This window comes from Streptomyces sp. NPDC041814, assembly GCF_055590565.1.
The window spans coordinates 1-16167 of record NZ_JBVJAM010000019.1; the positions used below are offsets into that span (position 1 = coordinate 1).

Annotated in this window: 13 protein-coding genes and 2 pseudogenes; 4 read left to right on the top strand and 11 right to left on the bottom strand. The window is 72.7% G+C overall.

Features of this window, described 5'->3' with window-relative positions; all coding sequences use genetic code 11:
* Both ACZ6C6_RS33385 and ACZ6C6_RS33390 read right to left on the bottom strand, forming a co-directional pair.
* A pseudogene (locus ACZ6C6_RS33385) lies at positions 1-88 on the bottom strand (IS5/IS1182 family transposase); the annotation flags it as partial.
* Between the two features lie 129 nt (positions 89-217).
* A complete protein-coding gene (locus tag ACZ6C6_RS33390; protein WP_469208389.1) occupies positions 218-688 on the bottom strand; it encodes a hypothetical protein in 471 nt (156 codons plus the stop codon).
* Positions 689-835: 147 nt separating this feature from the next.
* Between ACZ6C6_RS33390 and ACZ6C6_RS33395 the strand changes: the two are divergent.
* A pseudogene (locus tag ACZ6C6_RS33395) lies at positions 836-2037 on the top strand (IS701 family transposase).
* Positions 2038-2198: 161 nt separating this feature from the next.
* On the opposite strand, the gene ACZ6C6_RS33400 reads toward ACZ6C6_RS33395, so the two are convergent.
* The 6 genes from ACZ6C6_RS33400 to ACZ6C6_RS33425 all read right to left on the bottom strand — a co-directional run bounded on the left by ACZ6C6_RS33400 (position 2199) and on the right by ACZ6C6_RS33425 (position 10071).
* Entirely contained in the window at positions 2199-3476 is a 1278-nt protein-coding gene (locus ACZ6C6_RS33400; RefSeq protein ID WP_469208391.1) for a cytochrome P450, read from the bottom strand.
* Positions 3473-4273, bottom strand: coding sequence for an alpha/beta fold hydrolase (locus ACZ6C6_RS33405; protein ID WP_469208523.1), 801 nt, complete (start codon positions 4271-4273; stop codon positions 3473-3475). The genes ACZ6C6_RS33400 and ACZ6C6_RS33405 overlap by 4 nt, the downstream gene beginning before the upstream one ends.
* Positions 4274-4411: 138 nt before the next feature.
* Complete coding sequence (locus tag ACZ6C6_RS33410) at positions 4412-6466, bottom strand: ATP-binding protein (protein ID WP_469208392.1); 2055 nt, start codon at positions 6464-6466, stop codon at positions 4412-4414.
* On the bottom strand, positions 6463-7212 hold the full coding sequence (locus ACZ6C6_RS33415; RefSeq protein WP_469208394.1) for a Pvc16 family protein: 750 nt from the start codon (positions 7210-7212) through the stop codon (positions 6463-6465). Before ACZ6C6_RS33415 ends, ACZ6C6_RS33410 begins: the two co-directional genes overlap by 4 nt.
* 16 nt (positions 7213-7228) lie before the next feature.
* Positions 7229-9289 (bottom strand): HYR domain-containing protein, encoded by a 2061-nt coding sequence (locus ACZ6C6_RS33420; protein ID WP_469208396.1) that lies wholly within the window; start codon positions 9287-9289, stop codon positions 7229-7231.
* A 155-nt stretch (positions 9290-9444) separates the two neighbouring features.
* A complete protein-coding gene (locus ACZ6C6_RS33425) occupies positions 9445-10071 on the bottom strand; it encodes a helix-turn-helix transcriptional regulator (RefSeq protein ID WP_469208398.1) in 627 nt (208 codons plus the stop codon).
* A 207-nt stretch (positions 10072-10278) separates the two neighbouring features.
* On the opposite strand from ACZ6C6_RS33425, the gene ACZ6C6_RS33430 reads away from it, so the two are divergent.
* Positions 10279-11610 (top strand): COG1470 family protein, encoded by a 1332-nt coding sequence (locus ACZ6C6_RS33430; RefSeq protein ID WP_469208400.1) that lies wholly within the window; start codon positions 10279-10281, stop codon positions 11608-11610.
* Between the two features lie 30 nt (positions 11611-11640).
* Here ACZ6C6_RS33430 and ACZ6C6_RS33435 read toward each other — a convergent pair whose 3' ends face one another.
* The gene (locus ACZ6C6_RS33435; protein ID WP_469208402.1) at positions 11641-12483 is read right to left on the bottom strand and encodes an eCIS core domain-containing protein; all 843 of its coding nucleotides are present in this window, start codon (positions 12481-12483) and stop codon (positions 11641-11643) included.
* Positions 12484-12708: 225 nt separating this feature from the next.
* Here ACZ6C6_RS33435 and ACZ6C6_RS33440 point away from each other — a divergent pair, with 225 nt between their 5' ends.
* Together ACZ6C6_RS33440 and ACZ6C6_RS33445 are read left to right on the top strand one after the other, a co-directional pair.
* A complete protein-coding gene (locus tag ACZ6C6_RS33440) occupies positions 12709-13119 on the top strand; it encodes a VOC family protein (protein ID WP_469208404.1) in 411 nt (136 codons plus the stop codon).
* An 81-nt stretch (positions 13120-13200) separates the two neighbouring features.
* On the top strand, positions 13201-14310 hold the full coding sequence (locus tag ACZ6C6_RS33445) for an NAD-dependent epimerase/dehydratase family protein (protein WP_469208406.1): 1110 nt from the start codon (positions 13201-13203) through the stop codon (positions 14308-14310).
* On the opposite strand, the gene ACZ6C6_RS33450 is transcribed toward ACZ6C6_RS33445, so the two are convergent.
* Together ACZ6C6_RS33450 and ACZ6C6_RS33455 are read right to left on the bottom strand one after the other, a co-directional pair.
* Complete coding sequence (locus ACZ6C6_RS33450; RefSeq protein WP_469208408.1) at positions 14267-15373, bottom strand: sensor histidine kinase; 1107 nt, start codon at positions 15371-15373, stop codon at positions 14267-14269. The genes ACZ6C6_RS33445 and ACZ6C6_RS33450 overlap by 44 nt on opposite strands.
* The gene (locus tag ACZ6C6_RS33455; protein WP_469208410.1) at positions 15370-16143 is read right to left on the bottom strand and encodes a response regulator transcription factor; all 774 of its coding nucleotides are present in this window, start codon (positions 16141-16143) and stop codon (positions 15370-15372) included. The genes ACZ6C6_RS33450 and ACZ6C6_RS33455 overlap by 4 nt, the downstream gene beginning before the upstream one ends.
* Positions 16144-16167: the final 24 nt, after the last annotated feature.

Sequence of the window (16167 nt, forward strand, 5' to 3'; positions counted from 1 at the left end):
CCACTTTCACGAGCTTCGCGAACCGGTCGATCCGCAAGCCTGTGAACGTCTCGACCCACACCGGCTCAGCCCGCAACACCCCACCCATACAAGGGGAATACCCGGAACCGAGCCTTCTGCAACACCCTTTAGTACTCCAGCTGTAGATCGTGATCTTCATGCCTGCATGCCGTCGGCATAGAGCAAGTCACGTCGGGCGGGCAGGGCCGCGGCACTGTCAAGTGTTGGCCCTGAAGTATGCAGCGGCAGCGTCGATGAAGCGGTCGTGTGCGGCACGTGCGGCGTCCTGCGCTGCGGTGAGCTCCTCAATGCTCGTGGCGGCATCGACCATGTTGTATGTGACGACGACCATTGCCTGGGCGGTGGCGTGGACAGCCGGGTCAGGCACGAGGAGCCGCAGCGCAACCAGGGGTCGGGTGATGGCGGCGCGGGTGACATGAGACTTGGCTCGTAGTTCTTCGAGCTCATCGTTGCCGGCGCCGCGCAGCCGAGCCTCTCCGCGCATCCACAGGGCCCGGCGGTGGTCGGAGCCGGCGGAGGCGAGTGTGGTCACCGCGTCGAGCCGGTCGCGGCGCAACTGCTCAGCGGCCGCTGCGCGCTCGGCGCGGCCGGCCGCGAGGTGTTGGAACGTGCCGGTGACAATCGATCCGAGGAGCGTCCCGATGACGGCAAGGACAGTGGCGATCATGATCTGCTTCCTGGTCGGGTCCCGGCCCGGTGCGGAGACGGGCGCGACCACCGTTGATCATCGTGACTTGTGTGGAGTAACGATGAGACGGTGGCCGCAGGTCACAGCATAGATCCCGTCCGTTGGCGTGAGGCGTTCGAGATGGCCATGGGCCGGATCGCGGGCCGGTTCACCCGGGTCGAACCACGGCTGCGGGCCGGGCGGTTGGTGCTGGGTCTGCTGTCGGACCTGCCGCGGAAGAACTGCTGGACGATCGCGGAGTGGGCCGGGGAGGCCAGCCCGCACGGCATGCAGCATCTGCTGTGCCGGGCCGTATGGGATGCCGACGGCGTCCGTGATGACGTGCGCGAATACGTCGTTGAGCACCTCTATGACGATGCCGCGGTCCTGGTGGTCGACGAGACCGGCGACGTGAAGAAGGGCACCCACACGGTCGGGGTCAGCGCCAGTACACCGGAACGGCCGGCAGGATCGAGAACTCCCAGGTCGCGGTCTACCTCGTCTACGCCGGGAGGCGCGGGCACGCGGCAGTGGACCGGGAGCTGTGCATCCCGCGTTCCTGGACGTGCGACCCGGACCGCTGCCGGGCAGCAGGACTCGGCCAGGACACCGTCTTCGCGACCAAGCCGGACCTGGCCCGCACGATGATCGAACGGTTCCTGGACGCCGGACACCACGTCGGCTGGGTCACTGGGGACGAGGTCTATGGCGGCAACCCAGGACTCCGTACGGCTCTGGAGGAACGCGGCATTGGCTATGTCCTCGCGGTGGCCTGCTCGGCCGAACTGCCCACCCAGGCAGGCAAGTTCCGCGCCGATAACTTGGCGCGGAAGGTGCCGAAGCGGGCCTGGCAGAAGCTCTCGGCCGGGCCTGGCGCGAAGGGGCAGCGGTTCTACGACTGGGCCGTCATCGACCTCGCCGAGCCAGCCCCGGGCTGCCACCAGCTGCTGATCCGCTGTCACTCCACCACGCCGGCATCCCTGGCCACCCTGGTCAGGGTCGCAGGTTCCAGATGGCGGGTGGAGGAGACCTTCCAGACCGAGAAGGGACTGGCCGGGCTGGATGAGCACCAGGTCCGCCGCTACCCCTCGTGGGCCCGCTGGGCCACTGTCGCGATGCTGGCCCACGCCTTCCTCGCCGTCGTCCGCGCCGACGAACACGCACACCGACCCACCCCGGACGATCTGATCCCGCTGTCCTGCAGCGAGATCTGCCGCCTGTTCATCGCGCTCGTCGTCCGACCCGTCCGCGACGCGGCCCACCGGCTTGCCTGGTCCGACTGGCGCCGCCGTCACCAGGCACGATCATGCACCAGTCACTACCGGCGGCAAGCCGCACCCCAGACATGAAGATCACGATCTACAGCTGGAGTACTAGTTTCTGGTACCCCCGCTGCACCGCGTGGATCAGCGTCGCCATCGTCACCGCGCCCCGTGTCCGCCGCCAGGTACGCCGCCGTCACCGCTATCGAGCGGATGTTGCAATGGCTTCTCCGCTCGTCTCGGGGCCTTCAGACGTCCGTCACCCGCACCGGGAGCGACTTCAGTCCGTTGATGAAGTTCGACAGCAGGCGACTCGGTGGGGTTGCGAGCGAGAGGGTGGCCGGAGGCAGGGCGTGGGCCAGTTCCTCGTACAGAGTTCGTAGTTGCAGACGGGCGAAGTGGGCGCCCAGGCATACGTGCGGGCCGTCGCCGAAGGAGACGTGGGGGTTGGGGGAACGGCTGAGGTCCAGGGTGAAGGGGTCGCGGAAGGCCCGTTCGTCGTGGTTGGCCGAGGCGTGGAAGACGACGACCTTGTCACCGGCGCGGATGCGCGTACCCGAGAGGGTCGTGTCCTGGGTGGCCGTGCGCCGGAAGGTGAGGACCGGCGGGTGGCGGCGGAGGAGTTCATCGACGGCGGTCTCCATGGCCACCTCGTTGGCGTGCAGTCGGCGGTACTCCTCCGGGTGCGTGGCCAGAAGCTGGATTCCGCCGGGTGCCGCACTGCGTACCGTGTCGTTTCCCGCGACGACCAGCAGGAAGAAGAACATCTCCAGTTCCGGCGCGGTCAGTTCGGGGTCCGTGGCCAGGGCCGTCATCACGTCGTCGGCGGGGTTCCGCCGCTTGTGGGCCGCCAGCGCGTGCGCGTAGTCGAACATGTCGCGCAGGGCCGCCGGGGAGCGCGGGTTGACCGCTTCGCCCGCGAGGCCGCGCTGCGGTGTGCCCGCTTCGTCCGGGTCCTGGTAGCCGATGACACGACGCGTCCAGTGCAGGAGCAGCCCGCGGTCCGAGTCCGGGATGCCCAGCAGGTCCGTCAGATTGAGCAGCGCGTATTCGTCCGTGACCTCGCCGACGAGGTCGCAGGTGCCGTCACCCTCCCGTGCCGAGCCCACGGCGCGGCTCAGCAGCGCGCGGGCGCGTTCGCGGACGACGGTCTCGAAACGGCCGATGCGCTTCGGGGTGAAGGCGCGGCTCACCAGGACGCGCAGCCGCCGGTGGTGCGGCGGGTCCTGGTTCAGCATCATGCGGCGGATGAACGGCAGGTCGTCCGGGTCGGGGTCGCGGATCTGGGTGGCCCCGAGGTACGACGAGTACGCCGAGGAGTCGCGCAGGACCCGGACCACGTCCGCGTGCCGGGTGACCGCCCAGAAGCCGGGGCCCGCCGGCCAGCCCAGCACCTCGTGCTCCTCCTGCCACGCGACGGGCCGGTGGTCGCGCAGCCGGCGGTAGCGGTCGTGCGGGACGCCGAGAGCGTACTGCCGGGGATCGAACACGTCGGGCACGGGCCCGGGCAAGGCGGGCTCGCTCACGCCGTCGCCCCGCCGTCGGGCGCGTCCGCCCGCAGGAAGTCCTCCACCACCCGGATCAGGTCGAGCGGGGCCTCGTCCATCGCGTAGTGGCCGCAGGACGGCAGTTCGACCAGCGCGCCACGCGGGAACCAGCGCATCCAGGTCGCCCGCTGCACCTCGGCGGAGAGCGCCGGATCGAGGGCTCCCACGATCGCCAGGGCCTCGACAGGTGATCCGTCGATCCGCTCGTGGAACGCCTCGCGCGCCCAGGAGTCCAGCCAGGCCCGGAACGCCCTCTCGTCACTGCACCGGACCGAGCGCCGGACCATGCGGTCCAGCCAGGCCGCCGGACGCCGGCCTCCCGTGGTGAAGTCCAGGATGATCCGCCGGTTCTCGGGGCTCGCCGCCGCACCCGAGAACAGCTCCCACTGCTCGGGCGACAGCGGCAGTCCGGACGCGGGGACCGGCGAGATGCCCACGAGCCGGCGCACCCGGTGCGGTGCGGCGGCCAGCACCCGCTGGATGACGGAGCCGCCCATCGAGTGGCCGATCAGCGAGAAGCGCTCCCAGCCCAGCCGGTCGGCAAGCGCGAGCACGTCCGCCGCACCCTCGGCCGTCGTGTACGAGCCGTCCACACCTCTGGCCTCGCCGTACCCCCGCAGGTCCGCCACCGCGTACTGGAACGCGCCGGGGTCGAGGTCGCGCACCACCGGGTCGTAGGCCGAACGGTCGGCGAGCCAGCCGTGCACCGCGATCACCTTGTGCGGGCCCTCGCCGTACAGGGTGTGGGGCAGAACTCCCTCGGGCAGAACAGACAATGCGGTCACGCCAACTCCCGTCGCCGTAGGCCTCGGCCCAGCCGGGCATCGGTGGCCCGGCCCCGACCACGGTGGCTCCCCGGCCCCTTCCGCGCAAGGGTGACACCCGTGTCCGGGTTCCGGGCCCGCCTCCTCGGGTCAGGAGGTCAGCAGCCCCAGGTACGGCCCGAACTCCGAGGCCAGCGTAAGCCGGCCCAGCTTCTGGTACTCCCGCTGCACCGCGTGGATCAGCGTCGCCATCGTCACCGCGCCCCCCGTGTCCGCCGCCAGATACGCCGCCGTCACCGCGATCGACCGGATGTTGCCGCCCGCGAGCTCGAAGTTCTCGGCGCAGAAGGCGAGGTCGAGGTCCGCGCCCCGGGGGAGCACCGTTCCCAGGCAGCGGTCCCACAGCACCCGGCGCTGGGCCGGGTCCGGGACCGGGAAGTCGATGACCAGGTCCAGGCGGCGGGTGAAGGCGTCGTCGAGGTTGGCGCGGAGGTTGGTGGCCAGGATCGCCAGGCCGTCGAAGGACTCCATGCGCTGGAGGAGGTACGCGCTCTCCACGTTCGCGTAACGGTCGTGCGCGTCCTTCACGTCCGAGCGCTTCCCGAAGATCGCGTCCGCCTCGTCGAAGAGCAGGACCCCGTTGACCCCCGCGGCCTCCGTGAAGATGCGTTCCAGGTTCTTCTCGGTCTCGCCGACGTACTTGTCGATCACCGTCGCCAGGTCGACCGTGTAGAGGTCGAGTCCGAGGTCGGCCGCGATCACTTCCGCCGACATGGTCTTGCCCGTGCCGGAGTCCCCCGCGAACAGCGCCGAGACCCCGCGCCCCCGGCCCCCGCCCGGCCGCATCGCCCACTCCCCCAGTACCCGGTCACGGTGCCGGGCGCGGGCGGTCAGTTCGCGGAGCTGGGCGTGTGCGTCGGGCGGGAGGACCAGGTCGTCCCAGGTCACCGCGGGTTCGATGCGGCGGGCCAGGCGGTCGAGCCCCGCCGCGTTCTGGGCGCGGGCCCCCTGGCGTACGTGGTCCGAGGTGAGGGTCCCGCCGTCGAGCCGGGCCGTCTGGGCGGCGCTGCGGGCGGCAGCCGTGACCTGCTCCGGCGTCAGGAGGAACGGGGCGAGGAGGTGGTCCGGGTCGACACCGGCAGGCACCGGGCCCGACCCGGTACGCCGGTACGCCTCGCTCCACAGCGCCCCGCGCGCCGACGGCTCGACCCTCGGGGCGTGCACGAGCAGCGGCGGCACCGCGGACCAGGAGGCGTCCCACGGCACCCGGCCCACCATCACCGTCGGCACCGGTGTCGCCGTCAGCAGACGCAACAGGTGCGGGTGTTCGCGGGACACCGCGTCCAGCGGTGCGCAGACCAGGCCCGCCCCGGTCAGCCGCGCCTCGCGGACGAGGGCCCGTACGGCGTCGGCGGGGGCCGGGTCAGCCGCCAGCCGGGTGAGGTCCACGCCCAGGACCCTCCGGCCCGCTCGTTCCAGCGCCGCCGCGGCCAGGGCCGTGCCCGCACCGCCCTGGTCCTCGCCGAGATAGACCAGGGGGACGCCGCCGGACAGGACCCGGGCCAGAGCCGCGGGGTCGCCGACTCCTTCGACCGCCTCCCACGGCGCCGTGACGTCCGCGAGGCGCGGATCCCTCGTGTCGTCGCCGAGCAGATGCGCCGTGACCCGGTCCGGCACGCGCAGCGCCCGGCTGAGGAAGGGGCGGTCCAGGTCCTCGGCCAGCAGCAGCCCGGCGTCCCGCAGCGGGGCGGCCGCCGCCAGCCGGCCGCGCGCCACGGCGTCCGCCGGGGACACCCCGCACAGGCCGAGGGCCAGGCCGATGGACGGGCGCCGCCGGGTCACGTCGTCGTTGAGGTAGCCGTAGAACGCCTCGAAGCGGTCGTCCAGGTCCGGTACGAGGGCGATGAGCAGGATCTCGGTGTCGAGCGGGGTCAGCCCGAAGGCGGTCTCCAGGGCGGTGAGCCGGGAGGGTCCGGCGGGCCCCTCCTCCCCCACCGGGTCGGGAAACGCCCGAGCCCCTTCCTCGTCCAGCAGCCGCGCGATGTTCTCGTCCGTCAGATACAGGCCCCGGAACGCATCCTCCGGGTCCGGGTCCGTGCGCTGCCGGGCCTCCACCGCGCGGCGGACACGCTGTTCGACGGCGGTCGCCCGGGCGAGGAGGTGGCGCAGGTTCAGGTCGTCGTCGGGGCGGCCCGGGGACGTCATGCGGTGGGGCCCTCCTCGGCGGCGGGAGCGGCATCACCGGTCGGGTACCGCTCGGTGATCCGCAGCCCCAGACCGCGGCGCGCCGGGGAGGCCGTGGGCTCCTCCCGTTCCGGGCGGCCGGGACGGCTTCCGTACACCGGCAGACCGCCCCGTACCGGCTCCGGGGCACCAGGCATACCGCCGAACCGCGCGTGCAGGCCCTCGTCGCCGACCAGCGGCCCCGCCGGATAGGTCGGCGAGGCGGTCACGGGCACGCTCACCACCAGGTCGAGCGACGGCTTCAGCTCGCCGCCGAGCGCGCTCCACACGTCGGCGAAGGAGCGGTCCTCCGGCGGGGGCAGGGCGATCGACATCGGGACGGCGGCCCCGATCTCGGCGAGGGATCCGGCGAGCCGTTCGGGCGGCAGCGCCTCGTACGCGAGGAGGCAGGCGAGCAGGGAGGAGAGCAGCCGGTGCTCGTCCTCGGGGCGCTTGGTCCACGCGGTGATCAGGTACGAGAGCTTGAAGTAGCGCGGTGGACGGCGCCGGGCGACGACGACGCCGCGTTCGTCGTACTCGTTGTGCAGACCGCGCTCGCGCCGCCGCATGTCCTCGCGGATGTCGTACAGGTAGAGGTTGACCATGGGGGCGTTGACCTTGGCGGCCCACTCCCGGGTGGGGGCGTCGAAGACGACCGTGATCTGGCCGCCGCCGAGCACCTCCGCCCGGATCAGGGCCCGGAGCACGTCGTCCACCTCGTGGATCACCTGGTGCCCGCCCCTCTCACGTGCGGCCCTTGAAGTCCGGTGGCTGGAGGTTGCGCTGGACCACCAGGACGGGCTTCTGGAGCCGGGGAAGCCCGGCGATGTCCGCGCGCAGGACGCGGGGGCCGAGAGTGTCCTTGCGCAGGACCAGCACCTGGACCTCGAAGGTGCCGTCGCGGCCCACGCGTACGCCGGTGCGGTCCGCCGTGATGCCGGTGTTCCAGGTGAGGCGTACGGTCTCGCCCGGCGGGTAGTCCTTGCCGCGCGCCACTACGGGCTGCCCGGGTTTGGCGACCTGCGGGGTGACGGTGAGGGAGGGCCTCAGGACGCGCAGCCGTTCCGTGTCCTGGTTGTTGACGGGGTGCAGGTCGCCCAGCATGCCGCTCACGGTGGCGCGTACGTCCCCGGTGATCGCCTCGCGGTAGGTGCCGGTCTGGGCCACCTCGATCCGGCCGCCGGGCGGGATGGTGCAGGGGGCGGCGGCCGTGCAGCGCCCGAGGGAGGTCAGCGTGCGGTCCTTCGCCTTGCCGGGCTTCGGCCAGCTGGTGGCGATGACGACGTCCCTGGCGGTGTCCGGGCCCGCGTTGGTCACGGTGAAGCGGGCGCGGGTCCGGCGGCCGATGTACGTACGGCCGGGGCTGAGGTCGGTCTTGACGGCGACGTCCGTCGCGGGGGGCGGGGGCAGCGGCGCCGGTGGTGGGGGCAGCACCTCGAATACGGCGGTGTCGGTGGCGGTGTTGCCCGCCGAGTCGGTGGCGGTGCAGGTGACCGTGGTCGAGCCGATCGGGAAGAGGGACCCCGACGCGGGGGTGCAGCGGACGGGGAGGCGGCCGTCCTGGGCGTCCCTGGCGGTCGCCCAGTAGCTGATCCTCGTACCGTCCTCGTCGTCCGCCCTGGCGATGCGGTCGTCCACGGCGACGAGGGGCGCGTCGACGTCGTTCACGTCGATGGTGATCTTCTGCTGGAAGTCGGGGTCGGGTGCGGCTGTGGGGGCGAGCCTGTCCGTGCCCGGGATCTGCGGGCCGAGCAGGAACTGGACGGTGCAGGTGAGCCGGGCGCCCTGGGGGGCGTCGGCCGCGACGTCGATGGTCTCGGCGAAGTGGGCGGTGTCGCCGCTGGTCACCCGGCGGGTGGGCGGGTCGAGGGCGACGGTCAGGTAGGGGCTGCAGCCGCTGAGCTGGTGGCCGACGGAGGTGGGGAGGTTGTCCATGCCGTCGACGATGGCCTGGGCGACCTGGTCGCCCTGGATGCCTTCGAGCAGCCGGCCCTGGGTGGCCTGGATGATGCGGGTCGCCTGATCCGCCTTGGTCCGCGGTTTCTCGATCTGGCCGGGGACGCCCGCGTAGCCGGTGCCGTTGAGCCCGTCGCCGAGCTCGCTGTCCACGTCGACGCCGACCACCCGGACGCCCTTGTCCTGGAGGGCGAAGATCGTGTCGTCAATGGTGTGGCCGTTGCTCGGTGCGTGGCTGGACGCGTCGCTGACCAGCACGATCACCGGGGTTGAGCCCTCGCGGAAGACCGTCTCGCCGCCCGCTCCGTTGGCGATCTGCCAGAGTCCGTTGATCCAGTCCTCGGAGGGGCCCATGCTGTAGGCCCCCAGATCCGTCTTCAGCTTGTTGACGCCTTGCTGCACCTCGGCGAGGTCGTCCGTGAGCCCTTGGAGGACCTTGAAACCGGCGCCCGGGTCGACTTGCTGGTCCCCGAAGGTGGCGACGGCGAACCTGGACTCGGGCTGCTCGGCGAGAACCTTCTTGGTGATGGCGGGCAGGTTCTGCTGGACGCTGGCGATGGGGTCGTCCATGCTGCCCGTGCCGTCCACCAGCAGGACGACCTCCGGTTTCGGCGGGATCGCCGGCGTACGCACCGACTTGTCGACACTCGTGGAGCCGCCCGGGTCGAGTGCTTCGTGCACGGTCGCCGGGGTGACCCACGGGTCCGGCGGAACGGGCACGGCGGGGGCGGCTCCGGCCGAGCCCGGCCCCGGGACGAACGCGGTGGCCAGCAGGAGCAGGGCGAGCGCCGCCGAACGGCGCGCGCCAGCCGGTCCGGGTGGGCGTCCCGACGGCCGAATCCACCGCACAGCTTCTCTCCCCCGCACCCGGACCTCCCACCGAAGAACAGCGCCCACACGGTCCCCCGTGCGCGCCGTGCGCACAGGGGTAAGTCAGCCCTTTCGGCGGGTAGCTCTCGCTGCCCTTTGGGGCAGCCGCCCGGACCGTATGGGTCCGGGCGGCGTCAGATCAGGCCCTGGCGCATCGCGTACGCCACCGCGTGGGACCGGTTGCGCAGTTGCAGCCGGGTCATCACGGAGTGCAGGACGTTCTTGATGGTGCGTTCGGAGTAGGCGAGCTTCGTGGCGATGTCGGCGGTGTCGTAGCCCTCGGCGACAAGGCGGAGGACGTCCACCTCACGGGCGGCGAGCCCAGTGAAGTGCAGTCCGCGCGGCGCGAGGACCTGGCCCTGGAGCCGGCCCACCTCCGCGAGGAGCCGGCCGAGCAGGTCGGACGGAAGGTGCCCCTCGCCCCGGGCGACCGTCTCGATGACGTGCACCAGGTGCTCGGGGGTGGACTCGGCCCGCCTGATGACCCCGACGACCCCGCATTCCGCGGCGCTCACCAGCTTCTGTTCGTCTATGTCCGTGGTGACGAGAACGGCACGGGAGTCGGTGGTGCGCTGGATGTGGCGCAGTGTCGTCAGCACGTTTTCTTCGACGGCGTCCACGACCATGACGACGACGTCGGGCCAGGGCCCCTCTTCGCTCCAGTCCACGACGTTGACTTCGGGTCGCGCCCTCAACTGGCTGGCCACCCCGGCTTGCGAGATCGGGTCCTGGGCCCGTAACGCGACAGTGGTGCGCTCCATATGTGCTCCCCCTGTGTGACGGCCGGAAGCACTTCTGGCACACGCCTCGCAGCCGTGTTCGTGCGCCTCATTGGTGAGGAGGCGCACGGAAGATGCCCTGGTTCATTGAGGAGGAAACCACATAGCTTGGCCGGGGCATCGAATGTGCCCGAAAGTGTTCCTTCACGGCCGATGTACGGTCTGGGCGGCCACCTTACGGTCCGCCGTATGAGTCTCACCGCAAGCCTCGACGCGTCCACCGTCAGCGCCGCACCGGGCGCGGAGACGGCTGTCCCCCTTCAGGTCCGCAACTCCGGTCAGACCGTCGAGGAGTACCGCTTCGAGGTGGTCGGTGCGTGTGCCGCCTGGGCGGCGGTGGAGCCGGCCGTGCTGTCGCTCTACCCGGGCGACTCGGGCACCGTATCGCTCATGCTGCGTCCGCCCCGCGACGCGACGGTACCGGCGGGCGAGACGCCGTTCGGGGTCCGGGTGGTGCCGACCGGTGAGCAGGGCGAGACGGTGGTGCCCGAGGGCCGGGTGACCGTGCTGCCGTTCACCGAGACGACGGCCGAACTGGTCCCGCGCGGTTCGCACGGCGCGCTCGCCGGGCGCCACCAGCTGGCGGTCGACAACCGGGGCAACACCCCGGTCACGGTGCGCCTCGGCGCCCAGCCCGGGACCGAGCGGGCCCGCGTCGTGTTCACCGCGCCGGAGCTCCGAGTAGCGCCGGGCAAGGCGGAGTTCGCGAAGCTGCGGGTGCGTCCCGTCAAGCGGATGTGGCGCGGCACACCGGTCACGCACCCCTTCCAGGTGTTCGCCGCGACCCAGGTCGCCGAGGGGCAGGACCCGGTGGAGCCGGTCCTCGTGGACGGCAGTTACGAGCAGGAGCCGCTGCTCCCCCGCTGGCTGCCCCGCGCCCTGATCACCGCGGCCGTGCTGGTGCTCGCCCTGGTCGGCCTCTGGTACGCGCTGCTGCGCCCGGCGGTGAAGTCGGCGGCGCGCGAGGCGGTCACTCCGGAAGCGGTGCGGTCCGCCGCCGCGGCGGACAAGAGCAAGGCGCCGGAGCAGGGCGGCTCGGGCGGTTCCGGGGGAAGCGGTGGCGATTCGGCCGGGAGCGGCTCGGGCGGGGGCGGCGAGTCGAAGCCCACTCCGAGCCCGAGCCCGTCGGCGGCGGCCGACGCGGGAGCGGCCGCACCGACCAGTGCGCAGGTCAGGGTGCAGGACGCGCTGGGCGGCGGGACGAACACGGGGACGGCGCTCACCGTACCGGCCGGGAAGACGTTCCAGCTGACCGACATCGTGGTCCAGAACCCGCAGGGCGACGCCGGGACGCTGGTCGTCTCCGCGGGCCGGGAGACCCGGGTGCTGAGCCTGGGTCTGGAGAACTTCCGCGACTCCGACTACCACTTCGTGACACCGATCGTGGTCCCGGCGGGCGGCAAGGTCACCATGACGATCGACTGCCGCAAGGTGGGCAAGCCGGTGGGCGCGCAGGCTCCCGCACGGTGCGCGGAGTCGATGTTCCTGGGCGGCACGATGCGGAACGCCGAGGGCGGCTGACCGGGCGTCAACTTCCGTCGCGGCAGCGCTTCAGGCCGGGGTCTCCTCTTCCTCCTCCGGGTTCTTCTCCTCCGCACGTTGCACGAACGATCCCTGGACGTCGGCCGGTTGCTCGTCCTCGTCCTCCGTGGCGGCCCGCTGGACGGCGGGCGCCGCCGCGGAGGGCGCGGCGGTGGGGGCCGCCAGGGGGGCCGGGGCCGGGTCGGAGAGCACCCGGTCGGCGTTGGCCACGGCCTCGCGTTCGAAGCGGTCGGAGGGGTCGCTGACCCGGATGCCGCCGGGCGCCTCGGTACCCTCGACGGGCCCGTTCCGCTGCTGGATGACGTGGGTCAGCTCGTGCGCCAGAGTCGTCCGGCCCTGGGGCGAGGACGGGTCGTAGGCGTCGCGCTGGAAGACGACGTTGTTGCCCACGGTGTAGGCGTGCGCGCCGACGCCCTTCGCCGATTCGTGCGCGGCCGAGTCGTGGTGGACGCGTACGTCGGAGAAGTCGGCGCCCATCCGGTTCTCCAGGTCGACCCGGGTCTCGGTGTCGAGCGGGGTTCCGCCGCCGGAGGAGATGACGTCGTGCACGGGCGAGCGCTGCTCCGCCTCCTCGGCCTGCCCGGGGGCCGCGGCCCGGGCGCGCTGGATCACGGGGCCGAGCGCGGCGTTGCCGACGGTGCGCTGGAGGGCGCCCATGCCGGACGTGCCCACCACATCGGTCCGGCCGGTGGCGGCGGCCCGGAAGAGGTGGTGGGCGCCGGAGGCGGCGGGCTCCTCGGCTCTGCCGTCGTGCAGGTGGCCGGCCGGCAGCCGCTCGTGGTCCTCCCCGGTCTCCAGGGGCTGCACGTGATGTTCGTGCTCGTGTTCGTGGTCCTGTGCGTTCACCGTCATCTCCCCTGACCGCACCGGGGCGGTCGCGGCGGACCGCCCGCTCCTGCCGGCCTTCCACCCTGGGGGAGCTGCCGCCGGCCCGTCCAGCCCGGCCCTGTCCGGTGCGGGGCACGGCGGGGTGCCTCTTCGGGCAGCGGGGCGGTCCGGAAGGCCCCCGGCCCGGGGGCGGGGAACCGGTCAGGATTCGAGAAGCGCCGCGGTGGCCCACTGCCTAGCATGATCTTCATGGACATCACCATTCACACCAGCTTCCTCCCGCACGACGACCCGGAGGAGTCCCTCGCGTTCTACCGCGACACGCTCGGCTTCGAGGTCCGCAACGATGTCGGCCAGGGCAAGATGCGCTGGATCACCGTCGGCCCGAAGGACCAGCCGAGCACGTCGATCCTGCTGGCGCCGCCGGCCGCGGACCCGGGGGTCACGGACGACGAGCGCCGCACCATCACGGAGATGATGGCGAAGGGCACCTACGGCTGGATCCTGCTCGCCACCCACGACCTGGACGCCACCTTCGAGAAGGTGCAGGCCGGTGACGCGGAGGTGGTCCAGGAGCCGACCGAGCAGCCGTACGGCATCCGCGACTGCGCGTTCCGCGACCCGGCGGGCAACCTGGTCCGGATCCAGGAGCTCCGCTAGGTCCTGCCGAAGGCTTACGGTCCCGTGACGTGCGGCCGCCAAAGCGCGTGACGGGGCCGTGCGCGTCCTAGCGTGGCCCGCATGCGCGTACTTGTCACCGGCGGTGCCGGGTTCATCGGTTCGGAAATCGTCCGCGGTCTCACCTCGGCCGGGCACGAGGCGGTGGTGCTCGACGCACTGCTCGCCTCGGCGCACGGCCCTTCCGCGCACCGCCCCGCCGGAGGTGACGACGGGCGGCTGATCGTCGGGGACGTACGGGACCGCGCGGTGGTGGACCGGGCGCTGCGCGGAGTCGACGCGGTGTGCCACCAGGCGGCGATGGTCGGCCTGGGCAAGGACTTCGCGGACGCCCCGGAATACGTGGGGTGCAATGACCTGGGCACCGCCGTCCTGCTCGCGGCGATGGCCGGGGCCGGGGTGCGGAGCCTGGTGCTCGCCGGGTCGATGGTCGTGTACGGCGAGGGCCGTTACGCGTGCCCGCGCCACGGGACCGTCCGCCCCGGCCCCCGGGACCCGGCGGACCTGGCGGCGGGCCGCTTCGAGCCGCGCTGTCCCGACTGCGGGGCGGCGCTGGTGCCCGGGCTCGTCGGGGAGGACGCGCCGGCCGACCCGCGCAACGTGTACGCGGCGACCAAGCTGGCGCAGGAGCACCTTGCCGCGTCCTGGGCGCGGGCGACGGGAGGGAGCGCGATCGCGCTGCGCTACCACAACGTGTACGGCCCCGGCATGCCCCGGGACACGCCGTACGCGGGTGTCGCGTCGTTCTTCCGGTCGGCGCTGGCCCGGGGCGAGGCGCCGCGCGTCTTCGAGGACGGCGGGCAGCGGCGCGACTTCGTCCATGTACGGGATGTGGCCGCCGCGAACACGGTGGCGCTGGAGGCCGTCGGCGCCCGCGCTCCCGGGAGCTTCGCGGCGTACAACACCGGCAGCGGCGAGCCGCACACGATCGGCGAGATGGCCGGGGCGCTCGCGGTGGCCCACGGCGGGCCGGCCCCGGTGGTGACCGGCGAGTTCCGGCTCGGGGACGTACGCCATGTGACGGCGGACTCGCGGCGGCTGCGCGAGGAGCTGGGCTGGCGGCCGGAGGTGGGGTTCGCCGAGGGCATGGCCGACTTCGCGGCGGCGCCGCTGCGGGAGGCCCTGGTGCTCACGCCAGGGGCAGGGTCACCTCGAAGCAGCAGCCGCCGGTGACGTTGCGGACCTCCGCCCGCCCGGCGTGGGCCTCGACGATGCCGCGCACGATGGCGAGACCGAGGCCCGCGCCCGCCGGTGGGGTACGGGCATGGCTGCCGCGCCAGCCGGTGTCGAACACCCTCGGCAGGTCCTCCTCCGGGATGCCGCCGCAGCCGTCGGTCACCGAGAGGACGACCCCGTCCGGCGCGCGGTGTGCCGCGACGGCGACCGTGCCGTCGGCAGGCGTCCGGCGGATCGCGTTGATCAGGAGGTTGCCCAGGACGCGGCTCATCTCCTTGCCGTCCACCTCCACGGGCACCTCCTCGATCCGTCCGCCGACCAGCCGCACCCCGTGCTCGCGGGCGAGCGGGTCGGCTCCGGCGAGGGCGTCGCCCACCAGGTCGTAGACGGAGACGCGGGTCGGGGTCAGCGCGAGTGAGCCCGCGTGGATGCGGGAGAGCTCGAAGAGGTCGCCGACCATGTCGTTCATCCGCTCGACCTCGGTACGGATCTGGCGCAGGTAGCGCGGCGAGTCGACGGCCACGCCGTCCTCCAGCGCCTCGGACATGGCGCGCAGCCCGGCGAGGGGGGTGCGCAGGTCGTGGGAGATCCAGGCGACGAGTTCGCGACGCGAGGTCTCCAGGGCGCGTTCCCGCATCCGTGAGCTGTCCAGCTTCGCGCTGGTGGCGGCGAGTTCGCGGGTGAGCGCGGCGAGTTCGGCGGTGGCCGGGGCCTCGGGCGCGGCGAAGGTGCCGCCGTCGCCGAAGGAGCGTGCGGCGAGGGTCAGTTCACGGCTGCGGGCGGCGACCCAGCGGCCGAGCAGCATCGCCGTGACGAGGGAGACGACGGCGGCCATGGCGACGACGGTCGTGACCACGGACAGGTCGTGCGGTGAGAGGAACATCGCCCAGGCGACGGCCAGGGTCCCGGCGAGCATCGCGGTGACGGCCACGGCGGCCACGATGCTCAGCGAGACGACGAGCGGGCGGTGCCGGGCGAGCCGCAGCGCGAACGCCCCGAGGAGTCCCGCTGCGGCGGCGCCGAGGAAGGCGAAGAGGGCGATGAGGAGCGTGTCGGTCATGACGCGGCTCCGGCAGCGGCAGGCAGGTCGAGGCGGTAGCCGACGCCCCAGACCGTACGGATCAGCTCGGGGTGGGCCGGGTCGGCCTCGACCTTGCCGCGCAGCCGGCGCACGTGCACGGTGACGGTGGACAGATCCCCGAAGTCCCAGCCCCAGACCTCGCGCATCAGCTCCTCCCGGGTGAAGACCTGGCCCGGGTGGCGCAGGAGGAAGGCGAGCAGATCGAACTCGCGGAGCGTGAGGGCCAGCCCGGCGCCCCGGCAGGTCGCGCTCCGGGCCGCGGGGTCGAGCACCAGCCCCGCGCCCTCCAGCAGCCGGGGCTGTCCCGCGGGTACCGCCGTCGCTCTGGCGCGCCGCAGCACGGAGTCGACCCGCAGGACGAGTTCGCGCGGGCTGAACGGTTTGGTGACGTAGTCGTCCGCGCCGGTTTCGAGGCCGAGGATGCGGTCGTCCTCGTCGCCGCGGGCGGTGAGCATGATGACCGGGACCGGGCCGTGCGCCCGCATGCGGCGGCAGACCTCGAACCCGTCCATGCCGGGGAGCATGAGGTCGAGGACGGCCAGGTCCGGCCGCCGGGCGGCGTACAGGGCGAGAGCGGCCGGTCCGTCCGCCGCCCGGGCGACGTCGTAACCGGCGCCGGTCAGGTATCCCGCGACGACTTCGGCGACGGTCGGGTCGTCGTCCACGACGAGGACATGACCGCGCGCCGGGGCGGCGGAGGGTGTCCCGCCGGCGGGGACGGGTGGCGGTGTGTCCGGGGGCGTCTGCATGGAACCACCCTGGCACCTGGGGCG

What these genes read in the sequence shown, in the direction of transcription:
- ACZ6C6_RS33430 (WP_469208400.1), top strand. Translation starts at nt 10,279, where the DNA reads ATGAGTCTCACCGCAAGCCTCGACGCGTCCACCGTCAGCGCCGCACCG.
- ACZ6C6_RS33445 (WP_469208406.1), top strand. Translation starts at nt 13,201, where the DNA reads ATGCGCGTACTTGTCACCGGCGGTGCCGGGTTCATCGGTTCGGAAATC.
- ACZ6C6_RS33410 (WP_469208392.1), bottom strand. Translation starts at nt 6,466, where the DNA reads ATGACGTCCCCGGGCCGCCCCGACGACGACCTGAACCTGCGCCACCTC.
- ACZ6C6_RS33435 (WP_469208402.1), bottom strand. Translation starts at nt 12,483, where the DNA reads ATGACGGTGAACGCACAGGACCACGAACACGAGCACGAACATCACGTG.
- ACZ6C6_RS33425 (WP_469208398.1), bottom strand. Translation starts at nt 10,071, where the DNA reads ATGGAGCGCACCACTGTCGCGTTACGGGCCCAGGACCCGATCTCGCAA.
- ACZ6C6_RS33455 (WP_469208410.1), bottom strand. Translation starts at nt 16,143, where the DNA reads ATGCAGACGCCCCCGGACACACCGCCACCCGTCCCCGCCGGCGGGACA.
- ACZ6C6_RS33390 (WP_469208389.1), bottom strand. Translation starts at nt 688, where the DNA reads ATGATCGCCACTGTCCTTGCCGTCATCGGGACGCTCCTCGGATCGATT.
- ACZ6C6_RS33440 (WP_469208404.1), top strand. Translation starts at nt 12,709, where the DNA reads ATGGACATCACCATTCACACCAGCTTCCTCCCGCACGACGACCCGGAG.
- ACZ6C6_RS33450 (WP_469208408.1), bottom strand. Translation starts at nt 15,373, where the DNA reads ATGACCGACACGCTCCTCATCGCCCTCTTCGCCTTCCTCGGCGCCGCC.